The 14,614-nt window shown below is 72.6% G+C and carries 9 protein-coding genes; 7 read left to right on the top strand and 2 right to left on the bottom strand.

Going from position 1 to position 14,614, the window contains the following annotated elements; translation table 11 throughout:
* Positions 1-154 precede the first annotated feature (154 nt).
* Positions 155-1,660, top strand: a complete 1,506-nt coding sequence (gene hflX, locus OG295_RS08565; protein WP_371676350.1) for a GTPase HflX — start codon at positions 155-157, stop codon at positions 1,658-1,660.
* Positions 1,661-1,765: 105 nt separating this feature from the next.
* Here the strand turns inward: hflX and OG295_RS08560 are convergent, their stop codons facing one another.
* Positions 1,766-2,941: a serine protease gene (locus OG295_RS08560; protein ID WP_371676349.1), complete on the bottom strand. Its 1,176-nt coding sequence runs from the start codon at positions 2,939-2,941 to the stop codon at positions 1,766-1,768.
* A 280-nt stretch (positions 2,942-3,221) separates the two neighbouring features.
* On the opposite strand from OG295_RS08560, the gene OG295_RS08555 reads away from it, so the two are divergent.
* The 5 genes from OG295_RS08555 (at position 3,222) to OG295_RS08535 (ending at position 12,517) form a co-directional block, all read left to right on the top strand.
* Positions 3,222-4,712 (top strand): diaminobutyrate--2-oxoglutarate transaminase family protein, encoded by a 1,491-nt coding sequence (locus OG295_RS08555; RefSeq protein WP_371676348.1) that lies wholly within the window; start codon positions 3,222-3,224, stop codon positions 4,710-4,712.
* Positions 4,713-5,792: 1,080 nt separating this feature from the next.
* Positions 5,793-7,721, top strand: coding sequence for an IucA/IucC family siderophore biosynthesis protein (locus OG295_RS08550; RefSeq protein ID WP_371681136.1), 1,929 nt, complete (start codon positions 5,793-5,795; stop codon positions 7,719-7,721).
* A gap of 31 nt (positions 7,722-7,752) precedes the next feature.
* Complete coding sequence (locus OG295_RS08545) at positions 7,753-8,454, top strand: GNAT family N-acetyltransferase (protein ID WP_371676347.1); 702 nt, start codon at positions 7,753-7,755, stop codon at positions 8,452-8,454.
* A gap of 183 nt (positions 8,455-8,637) precedes the next feature.
* Positions 8,638-10,494: an IucA/IucC family siderophore biosynthesis protein gene (locus tag OG295_RS08540; protein ID WP_371676346.1), complete on the top strand. Its 1,857-nt coding sequence runs from the start codon at positions 8,638-8,640 to the stop codon at positions 10,492-10,494.
* A 52-nt stretch (positions 10,495-10,546) separates the two neighbouring features.
* Positions 10,547-12,517 carry an ATP-dependent DNA helicase gene (locus OG295_RS08535; RefSeq protein ID WP_371676345.1) on the top strand — a complete coding sequence of 657 codons (1,971 nt, stop codon included), beginning with the start codon at positions 10,547-10,549 and terminating at the stop codon, positions 12,515-12,517.
* A 173-nt stretch (positions 12,518-12,690) separates the two neighbouring features.
* Here OG295_RS08535 and lexA read toward each other — a convergent pair whose 3' ends face one another.
* Positions 12,691-13,482: a transcriptional repressor LexA gene (lexA, locus tag OG295_RS08530; RefSeq protein ID WP_030239576.1), complete on the bottom strand. Its 792-nt coding sequence runs from the start codon at positions 13,480-13,482 to the stop codon at positions 12,691-12,693.
* 505 nt (positions 13,483-13,987) lie between these two features.
* Here lexA and nrdR point away from each other — a divergent pair.
* On the top strand, positions 13,988-14,503 hold the full coding sequence (nrdR, locus tag OG295_RS08525) for a transcriptional regulator NrdR (protein WP_030239578.1): 516 nt from the start codon (positions 13,988-13,990) through the stop codon (positions 14,501-14,503).
* Positions 14,504-14,614: the final 111 nt, after the last annotated feature.

Raw genomic sequence — 14,614 nt, 5'->3', positions numbered from 1 at the left:
CGGTCACACGTTGGACGTGACAGCGCTTGGTCACGCGCAGCGGTACCTTTGGCCCTGACCTGGTCTTGACCGTGGACATGCTCCCGGTCTCCGACCGTGATCATGGCAGTGACCGCGGTCGGCGCGGACGCAATCGAATCGACGTAAGGATCCAATGACCTCCTCTTCTTCCCCTTCCCAGGACCCGCGGGACGCGCAGAACGTGCGGGACTCGCAGAGCTTCACCGAGAGCCTTCGGGCCGATGCCCTGATGGAAGAGGACGTCGCCTGGAGCCACGAGATCGACGGAGAGCGGGACGGCGACCAGCTCGACCGCTCCGAGCGCGCGGCCCTGCGCCGCGTCGCCGGTCTCTCCACCGAACTCGAAGACGTCACCGAGGTCGAGTACCGACAGCTCCGCCTGGAGCGCGTGGTCCTCGTCGGTGTGTGGACCTCCGGGACCGTGCAGGACGCCGAGAACTCCCTCGCGGAGCTCGCCGCCCTCGCCGAGACCGCGGGCGCCCTCGTCCTCGACGGCGTGATGCAGCGTCGCGACAAGCCCGACCCGGCCACCTTCATCGGCTCCGGCAAGGCCCGCGAACTGCGCGACATCGTGCTGGAGAGCGGCGCCGACACCGTCGTCTGCGACGGTGAGCTCAGCCCCGGCCAGCTCATCGCGCTCGAAGACGTCGTCAAGGTCAAGGTCGTCGACCGGACCGCGCTCATCCTCGACATCTTCGCCCAGCACGCCAAGTCCCGAGAGGGCAAGGCGCAGGTCGCGCTCGCGCAGATGCAGTACATGCTGCCGCGCCTGCGCGGCTGGGGCGCCTCGCTGTCCCGGCAGATGGGTGGCGGCGGCGGTGGCGGCATGGCCACCCGAGGCCCCGGTGAGACCAAGATCGAGACCGACCGGCGCCGCATCCGCGAGAAGATGGCCAAGATGCGCCGGGAGATCGCGGAGATGAAGACCGGCCGCGACATCAAGCGGCAGGAACGGCGCCGCAACAAGGTGCCCTCGGTCGCCATCGCCGGCTACACCAACGCCGGCAAGTCCTCCCTGCTCAACCGCCTCACCGGTGCGGGCGTCCTGGTGGAGAACGCACTGTTCGCCACCCTCGACCCGACCGTGCGCCGCGCCGAAACCCCCTCCGGCCGGGTCTACACCCTGGCCGACACGGTGGGCTTCGTCCGGCACCTGCCCCACCACCTCGTCGAGGCGTTCCGCTCCACGATGGAGGAGGTCGGCGACTCCGACCTCATCCTGCACATCGTGGACGGCTCGCACCCGGCACCGGAGGAGCAGCTGGCGGCCGTGCGCGAGGTGATCCGCGAGGTCGGCGCGGTCAACGTGCCCGAGATCGTGGTCATCAACAAGGCGGACGCCGCGGACCCGCTGGTCCTGCAGCGCCTCCTGCGCATCGAACGGCACTCCATCGCCGTCTCGGCGCGCACCGGAATGGGCATCGAGGAACTCCTCGCGCTCATCGACGCCGAGCTGCCCCGGCCCGAGGTCGAGGTGGAGGCGCTGGTGCCGTACACCCGCGGCGGGCTGATCGCCCGGGCGCACGCCGAGGGCGAGGTCATCTCCGAGGAGCACACCCCGGAGGGCACCCTGCTCAAGGCCCGGGTCCACCAGGAACTCGCGGCGGACCTGGCACCGTACGTGCCCGCCAAGCAGTAACCGGACAGCGGACACGGCACCACAGCGCACGGCACCACACCGCACCACACGACCGAGGGCCCCTCGCACAGGCGAGGGGCCCTCGGTCGTGTCATGCCCCGCGGCTCACTTGAACTTGCCGCTGACCGCCTCGTAGATACCCTTGGCCTCCGGGCCCAGCCTGGGGCCGGCCAGCCAGCCCGCCTTGGCGGGGCCGATCGAGGTGTTCGACACCAGCGCCGGCTTGCCGTCGGCGCCCGCCGCGACCCAGCCGCCACCGGAGGAACCACCGGTCATCGTGCAGCCGATCCGGTACATCACCGGGTCCGCCTGGGTCAGCGCCAGCCGGCCCGGCTTGTCCGCGCACTGGAACGCCTTCTGCCCGTCGAAGGGCGCCGCCGCCGGATAGCCCGTCGCCGTGATGCTCGCGACCTTCGGCACGGCCGGGGCGCTGAACTCCACCGGGAGCGCCGAGCCGACCGTCTCCTCCAGCGACTTGCCGCTGCCCTTCTCCGGGGTCACGTGCAGCACCGCGAAGTCGTAGGGGGCACCCGCGCCTCCCGTCGGACCGCCGGTCGCGATCCACTGGTCCGACGTCTGCGCCCAGTCGCTCCACCACACGCCGTACGGGGCCACCTGCTCGCGCGGCGCGCCCTTGAGCGCCGCCGCCGGCCGGCCCGCGTTGTTGTACGACGGGACGAAGGCGATGTTGCGGTACCAGCCGCCGGCCTTGCCCGCGTGGACGCAATGGCCCGCAGTCCAGACCATGTTGGACTTGCCCGGGTGGGCCGGGTCCTTCACCACGGTCGCCGAGCAGACCATCGAGCCCTCGGGGCCGTCGAAGAAGACCTTGCCGGAGGCGGGAACGCTCGTGTGGTACGGCGCGGAGGCCGGCTTCGCCGCCACGGCCGCCGGCGTCGGGTCGGTGACGCCCTGGTCCTTGCCCGCGTCCGGGTCGACCGCCGGGCGCTGCGGCTGCTCGGCGTCACGCATGCGGTCGGGGTCCCACAGGCCGTCGATGATCGGGTTGACGTAGTCGCCCGCCTCGCGGAGCCAGTCCTCCTTCTTCCAGTTCTTCCACGCGCCCCCCTTCCACTTCTCCATGTCGAACCCGTGCTGCTTGAGCCTGTCCTTGAGCTCCTGCGGAATCTTGATTCCGTCCGTGGCGGCGGAGGGCGGGGGCGCGGCCACGGTCGGCTTGGCGTCGCCGCCCGCCTCGCCGTCGCCGGGCCCGCACGCCGCGGCGGTCAGCGCCAGCGCTGCCACGCACAGGATCGCGGTGACCGGTCGGTTCGGTCGCATGTCGTAAGTCCCCCTGGTGTTTCGAGGTGTTGAGGCGGTGTCGTCCGGGTGGATCGCAGCACCCCACTATGCCGCCGTGAGGGAGGACGGTGCCTCCCGGGTCGGTGGTTCCTGCCTCCGGGCCCCGCCCAGACGTCACGCGCGGATGCCCCGTCCGTCCTCGTGTGCCCCTTTCCGTCGTCCTCGCCCGTTCGTGCCGACGGCCAAGGATCTTCCGCCGACCCGTGATCCGTCGCCGTCACCGTCGTTGGTACGTACGGGGGATGGAGCAGCAGCGTTCATGTTCGAGACGCAATCCGGAAGAGCAACCCGTGCGGGAGGACCGACAGTCGTGGCCTTGACCGAGCCGACCGCAGCCGCGGCACAGACCCCGCCGCAGACATCCGCACAGACCTCTCCGCAGGTTCCGCCGCATGTTCGGCCGCATGTTCGGCCGCCGGAACCGCCGCTGGTCCCGGCACAGGGGAGCCGTGCGCCCGCCGCTGCCGAGGGCATCCTGCGCAGGCAGGCTCTGCGGGAGTCCGCCGCCCGGACGTACGCCCGCTCGCTGCCCATCGTCCCCGTACGCGCCCGGGGGCTGACGATCGAGGGGGCCGACGGGCGGCGCTACCTCGACTGCCTCTCCGGAGCGGGGACCCTTGCCCTCGGGCACAACCACCCCGTCGTCCTCGAAGCCATCCGCGGGGTCCTCGACTCCGGGGCCCCGCTGCACGTGCTCGACGTGGCGACCCCGGTCAAGGACGCCTTCACCACCGAGCTGTTCGCCAACCTGCCCGCGGGACTGGCCGCCGACGCCCGCGTCCAGTTCTGCGGCCCGGCCGGGACGGACGCCGTCGAGGCCGCGCTGAAACTGGTCCGCGCCGCCACCGGCCGCACCGGGCTGCTGGCCTTCACCGGGGCCTACCACGGCATGACCTCCGGGGCCATGGACGCCTCGGGCGGCGCCACCGACGTACGGGTGACCCGGCTCCCGTACCCGCAGGACCACCGCTGCCCGTTCGGGGTCGGCGGCCCCGAGGGCGCCCGGATCGGCGCCCGTTGGACCGAGAGCCTGCTGGACGATCCCAAGAGCGGGGTGCCCCTGCCCGCCGGCATGATCGTCGAGCCCGTCCAGGGCGAAGGCGGCGTCCACCCGGCCCCGGACGCCTGGCTGCGCAGGATGAGGGAGATCACCTCCGTCCGGGGCATCCCGCTGATCGCCGACGAGGTGCAGACCGGCGTCGGCCGCACCGGCGCCTTCTGGGGCGTCGACCACGCGGGCGTGGTGCCCGACGTGATGGTGCTGTCCAAGGCGATCGGGGGCAGCCTGCCGCTCGCCGTGATCGTCTACCGCGCGGAGCTGGACGTCTGGACGCCGGGAGCCCATGCCGGAACGTTCCGTGGGAACCAGCTCGCCATGGCGGCGGGCACCGCCACGCTCGCCTACGTCCGCCGCAACGGCCTCGCCGAGCGCGCCGCCGTCCTCGGCGGGCGGATGCTCACGGCCCTGCGCGGGCTGGCCGCCGACCTGCCCTGCGTCGGGGACGTCCGCGGTCGAGGCCTGATGATCGGCCTCGAACTCGTCGACCCCGACACCGGAGCCACGGCCCCCGCCCTCGCCGCCGCCGTCCGCCAGGAGTGCCTGGACCGCGGACTGATCGTCGAACTCGGCGGCCGGGATTCCAGCGTCGTACGCCTGCTGCCCCCGCTGACCCTGACCGACGAGCAGGCCACCGCCGTCCTGGACCGACTGGCCGACGCCCTCCCCGCCGCGGCCCGCCGGCCCCTCTGACCCGCACCCCAAGGACCCCCGATGCCCGACCCCACCCCCCACCCCCCAACCGACCGGCCAACCACCGAGGCCTCCCCCTCGACCCCCGCCCTGACGGACCGGCCGACGACGCCGTCCTCCCCGTCGGCCGCCGTCCCATCGGAGTGGACGGCCACCGCGTCCTCTCCGTCGGCCGCCGCCCCGTCGGACCGGCCAGCCACCGCGTCCTCTCCGTTTGCCGCCGCCCCGTCGGACCGGACGGCCACGCCGTCCTCCCTCTCGGCTGCCGTTCCGTCGGACCGGACAACCAGCGAGGGCTCCCCGTCGGCCCTGGTCTCGACGGACCGGACAGCCACGCCCTCCTCCCCGTCGGCTCCCGCTCCGACCGGCCGGGCGTCCTCTCAACCCGTCACCAACCCTGCCGATCCGGTGGCCGGTCCGCCCCCGGAGCCCACGCTCCAGGGCCGCACCCCGAAGCTCACGCCGGCCCCGGACCCCACACCTGACGGCCCTGCCTCAACGCAGACGGCTCCCCGTCCCCTGCCCACCACCGGGCCGGACCGCCATGCCCCCCTGCAGCCCGCCCCTCGCGGCCACGCGCCGACGGATCAGACGGCACCCCTTGCCTCGGCCGCAGTCCCCGCCCCGCAGCAGTGCCCGCCCCCGGGGCCCACCCGACCCGACAACGCCCCGACGGACCAGGCGGCCCGTCTCCTGCCCGATGCCGTCGGCCCGGATCCCTCAGTTCCCGGCCGCGCTCCCGCGGACCTCGCGGCGGACCAGCCGACGGACCGGGCAGCCCCCCGCCCCCCGAGCGGTTCGGCGGCCGGCTCGGCTCCGGGATCCGCCCTCACCGGCCGCGCCCCGGCAGCCCAGCCTGTCTCCAGGCCTCCGATCGCTTCGACCGGTCCGGACTCCACCCCGGCACACACCCGGGACCCCGAACTTCCCCACGGCCCCCAGACGGCCACCACGGACCCGGCCGCCCCCGCAGGTCCGGTGTTCGGGGTGGGCCCGGAAGCCGTTGTTCCAGGTCGTGCTCCGGCGCCGCACGGGCCGGAGGACCCCGCGCTTCCGGAGGAACCGGCGCACCGCCCGGTCATCGCCGCCGGGACGGGTTTCGACCCGGACCGGCCGGAGGAGCCCGCGCCGGAGGCGGCCGCCCCTTCCGGGCAGCCGGGCGCGGTCCGGCAGCCCGCCGGGATCTCCCCGGCGGGCACCGTGCCCCGGCAGAAGGACGGCACCCCGCGCCCCCGACCCGGCGGTACGGGACCCGTCGGCCCCGAACCGGCCGTGCTGCCCGACCTGCTCGACCACCCCGACCCGGCCGTCGCGGCCGAGGCCGCCACGGTGGAGAACCTGCTGCGGTGCTGGGTCCGCGAGAGCGGCGTCCCCCGCCCCGACGGGCCCGTCGGAACCCTGCTCCGCATCCCCCTCCCCGCATCCGGCGCCGCCCTCCTCGTCCCCGTCCGCCACTGGTCCCCGGCAGGCTGGCACCGCTTCGCACCCGCCCGCCTGGAAGGCGCCCCCGCCCACGCCCCCGCCGTCGACGCCGTCACCCTGGCCGCCCTCATCGCCCGCGAGGGCACCGGCCGCGGAGGGGCCGACCTCGTCGGCCGGGTCGCCGACTCGGTGCGCCGCACCGCCGAGTTCATCGCCGACCGGCGCCAACGCCCCGAGGACCCCGTCCCCATCACAGGGGACCGCTTCCTCAGCGCGGAACAGTCACTCCTCCTCGGTCACCCCCTCCAGCCGGACCCGAAGAGCCGCGAAGGACTCTCCGAAGCCGAAGTACGCCACTACTCACCCGAACTGCACGGCTCCTTCCCCCTGCACTGGATCGCGGTCGCACCCACCGCCCTCGCCACCGACTCCGCCTGGACCGAACGGGGCCGCCCGGTCTCCGCCGCCCAACTCCTCGCCCGGCTCGCCCCGGGACTCCCGACCCCCGCCGGCACCACCCCCCTCCCCCTGCACCCCTGGCAGGCCCGCGACCTCCTCCAGCGCCCCGCCGTCACCGCCCTGCGCGACGCGGGACTCCTCACCGACCTGGGCCCCCACGGCGCCCCCTGGTACCCCACCTCCTCCGTCCGCACGGTCCACCGCCCAGGCGCCCCCGCGATGCTCAAGCTCTCCCTGGGCCTGCGCATCACCAACTCCCGCCGCGAGAACCTCCGCAAGGAACTCCACCGCGGCGTCGAGGTGCACCGACTGCTGCGCACCGGCCTCGCCGAGCAGTGGCAGGCAGCCCACCCCGGCTTCGACATCGTCCGCGACCCCGCCTGGGTCGCCGTCGACTCCCCGGACGGCACCCCCGTCCCCGGACTCGACGCCCTGCTGCGCCACAACCCCTTCCACTCCGACGACGACGCCGTCTGCGTCGCCGCGCTCACCGCCCTCCGCCCGTGGCCCGGCCGGACCACGGTGCGCTCCCGGCTCGCCGACACTGTCTCCCGGCTCTCCCTCTCCACCGGACGCTCCACTTCCGCCGTGGCCGCCGAGTGGTTCCTGCGCTACCTCGACCACGTCGTCCTGCCGGTCCTCGCGTTCGACGCGCTCGCCGGCATCGCCCTCGAAGCACATCAGCAGAACACCCTCGTCCTCCTCGACCGGGCCGGCTGGCCGGTCGGCGGCCGCTTCCGCGACAACCAGGGCTACTACTTCCGAGACTCCCGGCGCGCCGAACTGGAACAGCGGCTCCCCGGCATCGGCAGAGCCAGTGACACCTTCGTCCGCGACGCCGTCACCGACGAACGCTTCGCCTACTACCTCGGCATCAACAACGTGCTCGGCCTCATCGGCGCCTTCGGATCCCAGCGGCTGGCCGACGAGCGTGTACTCCTCGCCGCCTTCCGCCGCTTCCTCGGCAAGGCCGCGGGCCTCGGTCCGCTCCCCGCGCAGCTGCTGGACTCACCCACCCTCCGCTGCAAGGCGAACCTGCTCACCCGCCTGGGCGGCCTCGACGAGCTCGTGGGCCCCGTCGAAACGCAGTCCGTCTACGTCACCATCGCCAACCCCCTCCACGACTGACGCGCTCCCACCGACACGGAGAAGAGCCCCGATGCCCTCCACCGACACGACCGCCCACTCCGGCACCGCATCCACCACCGGCCCCGGCCTTTTCCGCCCCACCGCACTCAGCCCCGCCAAACGCCGGCTCACCGCCCGACTGCTGCCCCTGCTCGCCGAGGCGGACCTCCTCGACTCACCCGCCGACTGGGACACCGCAGCCACCCCGGCCGGGGACTTCCGTCTCGAACCCGTACGGCCGGACCGCGACCTGGAACTCCTGACCGGCTGGATGAACGACCCCGAGGTGGCCGCCTACTGGGAGCTCGACGGGCCCGCCACCGTCACAGCCGCCCACCTGCGGGCGCAGCTCGACGCGGACGGCCGCAGCATCCCCTGCCTCGGCCTCCTCGACGGCACGCCGATGAGTTACTGGGAGATCTACCGAGCCGATCTCGACCCCATCGCCCGCCACTACCGGGCGCGCCCCCACGACACCGGTATCCACCTGCTCATCGGAGACCGCGCCCACCGCGGTCGTGGTCTGGGCGCCACACTGCTGCGCGCCGTCGCCGGCCTGGTCTTCGACCACCGGCCCCGCTGCGCACGCGTCATCGCCGAACCGGACATCCGCAACACCCCCTCCGTATCAGCCTTCCTGACCGCCGGTTTCCGCTACTCCGCGGAAATCCAGCTCCCTGAGAAGCGCGCCGCCCTGATGATCCGGGAGCGGTCGCTGCGCAATCTCCTCTGACCGCCCTCCCCCGACCGTTCTTCTTGGGCGGTCCCCCTCTGACCGTCCCCCTCTGACCGTCCTCCTTCGACCGTCGTTCTCCACCAGCCCTTCCCCGATCGCCGCGCCGCGTCCGGTGGTGCAACGCCTCTCCCTTCGAAAACTCTGCGTCACGCAGCAAAGTTCCCGATCCCGAGGAGTCCCGTGCCGAATTTCCCCGCAGCCCCCGACTCCGCCGAGCCCGTCCTGCCCCCGTCACCGCAACATCCCTGCACGCCGCCCGAACTCAACCGCCCGACCTGGGACCTCGCCGCCCGCCGCCTGCTCGCCAAGATGATCGGCGAGTTCGCGTACGAGGAGATCGTCAGCCCCGTCCCCGCCCCGGCCGCCGCCGGGGACGCCTGGACGCTGGCCCTCGACGACGGGAGCGCCCTCGGCTTCCGCGCCCGCCGCCGCGCCTACGGGAGCTGGCACGTCACACCGGACACCATCACCCTCACCCCGGCACCCCCCTCCACCCGGCCCCCGGTCGCCTACGGGGACCCCTACGACTTCCTCGTCCGGGCCCGCACCCTCCTGCGCCTCGACGGCCCCACCCTCGGCCACCTCGTCCACGAGCTCAGCGCCACCCTCGCCGCCGACGCGCGCCTCGACCACCACGCGCTCACCGCCGACGTCCTCGCCGACCTGGACTACGCCGACCTCGAAGGCCACCAGACCGGACACCCCTGGCTCGTCCTGAACAAGGGCCGGGTCGGATGGTCCGCCGCCGACGCCGCGACCTGGGCGCCCGAGGCCCGCAACCGCCAGCGCCTGCCGTGGTTGGCGGCCCACACCTCCCTCGCCGAGTACCGCGGCACCGCCGGCCTCGAAGACCCCGCACGCCTGTACTCGGCCGAACTCGACCCGGTCACGCGCGCCGCCTTCGACCAGGCCCTCCGCGACCGGGGCCTCGATCCCCGCGGCTACCTCTACCTCCCGGTCCATCCCTGGCAGTGGGACGAGATCGTGCTCCCGCTCTTCGCCCCCGCCCTCGCCTCGGGCGCACTGGTCCCGCTCCCCGCCGACCTCGACACACGGCTCCCGCAGCAGTCCATCCGCACGTTCCTGAACCTCACCCGGCCCGACCGCCACAGCGTCAAACTGCCGCTGTCCGTCTTCAACACGATGGTCTGGCGCGGCCTGCCCAGCGACCTCACTCTCGCCGCTCCCGCCGTCACCGCCTGGATCCACTCCCTCCGCGACGCCGACCCCTTCCTGAGCCGCGAGTGCGGGGTCGTCCTGCTCGGCGAGGTCGCCTCCGTCACCGTCCGCCACCCCGTCTACGACCGGCTCCCCGAGGTGCCCTACCAGTACAAGGAACTCCTCGGAGCGATCTGGCGCGAACCCCTGACCGGCCACCTCGCCCCCGGCGAACGCGCCCGCACCCTCGCCTCGCTCCTCCACGTCGACCCACGCGGCCGCGCCTTCACCGCCGAACTCGTCGCCCGGTCCGGACTGACACCCACCGCCTGGCTGCAACACCTCTTAGCCGCCCTGCTGCCCCCGCTCCTGCACTTCCTCTACCGCTACGGCACCGTGTTCTCCCCGCACGGCGAGAACACCATCGTGATCTTCGACGAGCAGGACGTACCGGTCCGCCTCGCGGTCAAGGACTTCGTCGACGACATCAACATCAGCAGCGAGCCGCTGCCGGAGCACGCCTCCATGCCCGACGAGGTCAGGGCGGCCCTCCTCACCGAGCCCCCCGGCTACCTCACCCAGTTCATCCACTCGGGACTCTTCGTCGGCGTCTTCCGCTACCTCTCCGCCCTCTGCGAGGACCGGCTCGGCCTCCCGGAGAGCGACTTCTGGTCCCTCGTACGGGCGGAGATCCTGCGCCACCAGGCCCGCTTCCCGGAGTTCAAGGACCGCTACGAGCTGTTCGACCTGCTCACCGAGCGGATCGACCGGCTCTGCCTCAACCGGAACCGACTGCACGAGGACGGCTACCGCGACCGCCCCGACCGTCCGCACGCCGTCACGCACGGCACGGTCGCCAACCCCCTGCACCACCCGTGAGTGATGATCGATGCGTCCGCTGTCGGCGGCGCCCCGTAGGGTTGGCACTGCTATGACGAAGCCCTCCCTCCCCGACCTGCTGCATGCCGCCGTCTCCGCCGTCGGCGGCACGGAGCGGCCCGGCCAGGTGGCCATGGCCGAAGCCGTCGCCGAAGCGATCGACGACAACTCCCACCGGCTGATCCAGGCCGGCACCGGCACCGGCAAGTCCCTCGGCTACCTGGTGCCGGCCCTCGCCCACGGCGAGCGCGTGGTCGTCGCCACCGCGACGCTGGCCCTGCAGCGCCAGCTCGTCGAGCGCGACCTGCCGCGCACGGTGGAGGCCCTCCACCCGCAGCTGCGTCGGCGACCGCAGTTCGCCATGCTCAAGGGCCGGTCGAACTACCTGTGCCTGCACCGCCTGCACGAGGGGGCGCCGCAGGACGAGGAGGAGGGCCTCTTCGACCAGTTCGAGGCGGCCACCCCCACCAGCAAGCTCGGCCAGGACCTGCTGCGCCTGCGCGACTGGGCGGACGAGACCGAGACCGGCGACCGCGACGACCTCACGCCCGGCGTCTCGGACAAGGCCTGGAGCCAGATCTCCGTCTCCTCCAGGGAATGCCTGGGCGCCACGAAATGCGCCTACGGTGCCGAATGCTTCGCGGAGGCGGCCCGGGAGCGGGCCAAGCTGGCCGACGTGGTCGTCACCAACCACGCGCTGCTCGCGATCGACGCCATCGAGGGTGCCCCCGTCCTGCCGCAGCACGAGGTGCTGATCGTGGACGAGGCCCACGAGCTGGTCTCCCGCGTGACGGGGGTGGCCACCGGCGAACTCACCCCCGGTCAGGTCAACCGGGCCGTGAAGCGTGCCGCCAAGCTGGTCGACGAGAAGACGGCGGACTCCCTCCAGACCGCCTCCGAGACCTTCGAGCGGGTCATGGAGCTGGCGCTCCCGGGCCGCCTGGAGGAGGTTCCCGAGGACCTCGGCTACGCGCTGATGTCCCTGCGGGACTCCGCCCGCAGCGTGATCTCCGCGATCGGCGCCACCCGCGACAAGTCCGTCCACGACGAGGACGCCGTCCGCAAGCAGGCACTGGCCGCGGTCGAGAACGTCCACGCCGTGGCGGAGCGGATCATGAACGGCTCCGAGTACGACGTCGTCTGGTACGAGCGCCACGACCGCTTCGGCGCCACCCTCCGGGTCGCACCGCTCTCGGTGTCCGGGCTGCTGCGCGAGAAGCTGTTCGAGGACCGCTCGGTGGTCCTCACCTCCGCCACCCTCAAGCTGGGCGGCGACTTCAACGGGGTGGCGGCCTCCCTGGGCCTCTCCCCGGAGGGCGTCGAGGGGGACGACGTGCCCGTGTGGCGGGGCCTGGACGTCGGATCGCCGTTCGACTATCCCAAGCAGGGCATCCTCTACGTCGCCAAACACCTCGCCACCCCGGGCCGCGAAGGCACCCGCGGGGACATGATGGACGAGCTGGCGGAGCTCATCGAGGCGGCCGGCGGTCGCACCCTCGGTCTCTTCTCCTCCATGCGCGGGGCCAAGGCGGCCGCCGAGGAGCTGCGCGGTCGGCTGGAGAACCCGATCCTGCTGCAGGGAGAGGAGACGCTGGGCGAGCTCATCAAGGCCTTCGCCGCCGACCCGAAGACCTGCCTGTTCGGAACGCTCTCGCTCTGGCAGGGGGTGGACGTCCCCGGACCCAGCTGTCAGCTCGTGATCATGGACCGGATCCCGTTCCCGCGTCCGGACGACCCGTTGATGAGCGCCCGGCAGAAGTCGGTGGAGGAGCACGGGGGCAATGGCTTCATGGCCGTCGCGGCCACCCACGCCGCACTGCTCATGGCCCAGGGAGCGGGTCGGCTCGTACGGGCCTCCGGAGACCGGGGCGTCGTCGCGGTGCTGGACCCCCGGCTGGCCACCGCCCGCTACGGAAGCTTCCTGAGGGCCACCCTGCCGGACTTCTGGTACACCACGGACCGCAACCAGGTCCGCCGCTCGCTGGCCGCGATCGACGCCACCGCCAAGGCCGACGGGAAGTAGCAGGCGCCGGGAAGCGGCCGCCGGGAAAGCAGTCGGCGGGGCGATGTGGCCCTCGGCGGGCGAGCGGCCCGCCCCGGTCTCCGTGCCGGCACCGGGCGTACCCGTACGTGGGCATGGAACAGCTCCGGGACCGGCGCAGTGGGTCCCGGAGCTGGCTGAGGGGCGGCGGGGTCTCAGACCCGGCGCAGTACCGCGACGACCTTGCCGAGGATGGTGGCTTCGTCGCCGGGGATCGGCTGGTAGGCGGCGTTGTGCGGGAGCAGCCAGACATGGCCGTCTTCGCGCCGGAAGCGCTTGACGGTGGCCTCGCCGTCGAGCATCGCGGCGACGATGTCGCCGTTCTCCGCGACGGGCTGGCGGCGGACGGTGACCCAGTCGCCGTCACAGATGGCGGCTTCGATCATCGAGTCGCCGACGACCTTGAGGACGAACAGTTCGCCGTCGCCGACGAGCTGGCGGGGGAGCGGGAAGACGTCCTCGACCGACTCCTCGGCGAGGATCGGACCGCCGGCGGCGATCCGGCCGACCAGGGGAACGTAGGAGGCGGCGGGCTTGCCCGTGGTGTCGGTGGGCTGCGAACTCGGCTGGTCCGAGCCGCGCACCTCGTAGGCGCGGGGACGGTGCGGGTCGCGGCGCAGGAATCCCTTGCGCTCCAGGGCCATGAGCTGGTGTGCCACGGAGGAGGTGCTGGAGAGGCCCACGGCCTGGCCGATCTCGCGCATCGACGGCGGGTAGCCGCGCCTCTGCACCGAGTCCCGGATGACCTCGATGACCCTCCGCTGCCGGTCGGTGAGCCCGGAGCTGTCGGCGCGGATGCCTGGAGGTCGCCCTGGCAGCGAGCGTGCGGGGCGTACGGGCTCCGCCTCCGGGTTCAGGCTTGCGTCGTTCATGGCATGCACCGGCTCGAGTCGGCTCTGGGAGCGGTTCTGGGCAGTGATGGTGGCACTGTCTGCGGTGGTGGTCACGTCGGCCCCTCTCGAAATGTTCTCCCTAGCTGGACAACGGTAGTAGCTTTCGAAAGGTTGCGCCAAACACACGTTCGAGTGAAAAATCGTGGATCCCCCACCTGGGCTAGATCGGTGGGTGTATGGACGGTCGGCCCGGAGGTCGGTCGAGAGGGTGTCCCGCCGGCCGGTTTCCCGAACGCGGGTTCGGCTCCGCGTCTGCTGCTTACGGTACCCTTCCCGGTCGGACCGCCACCTCTCGGGCCCGCGTCCAGTGTGGCAGCGGGAGGCCCCTTCCCCGGTCATCGGACACCGCGACACGCGGAGCGGCGCAAATCAGCCGCAACCCAAGATCTAGTGGTTGGATGAGCGGCGCCACCCAGAAGTTGTGGTCCTCGGTCTGCTGGGGGTCCCGACATCGCATATGCTTGTGGCTGCTTCACGAGCCCCCGGCAGTGCCTGGTCCCTGTCGTTCAGGGGCTCAGTGAGGTGATTCAGCCGTGCCAAAACGAAGGGTGAGGGAACCATGCACTGCCCCTTCTGCAGGCACCCCGACAGTCGCGTCGTCGACAGCCGCACCACGGACGACGGGACGTCGATCCGTCGGCGCCGCCAGTGCCCCGACTGCTCCCGTCGCTTCACGACGGTGGAGACGGCCTCCCTGATGGTGATCAAGCGCAGTGGAGTGACCGAACCCTTCAGCCGCACCAAGGTCATCTCTGGCGTCCGCAAGGCGTGCCAGGGGCGGCCGGTCACCGAGGACGCCCTCGCCAAGCTCGGCCAGCGGGTCGAGGAGGCGGTGCGCGCCACCGGCAGCGCCGAGCTGACCACCCATGACGTGGGTCTGGCCATACTCGGCCCGTTGCAGGAGCTCGACCTGGTCGCGTACCTGCGCTTCGCGTCCGTTTACAAAGCGTTCGACACCCTTGAAGACTTCGAGACCGCCATCGCGGAACTGCGCGAGCCGCGGCCTCACCCCCATGAGTGCGAGCCCGGAGGGACCGCTCCGGTCGTCCCCGTGCCCGCCTCCGCCGCCGACTGACCGGCGGGGCCGCGCCCCGGCGTGGTCCGGCCCGTCTCGGCGGGTCGACATTCGCAGAACAAGACACACAGCACCGTGCCGCGGAATATCGCTGGCACTTTAGGGCGTTTT

The sequence above is a fragment of the Streptomyces sp. NBC_01276 genome, assembly GCF_041435355.1.
In the GTDB taxonomy this organism is placed as follows: domain Bacteria; phylum Actinomycetota; class Actinomycetes; order Streptomycetales; family Streptomycetaceae; genus Streptomyces.
This window is presented reverse-complemented; position numbering and strand designations above follow the sequence as displayed.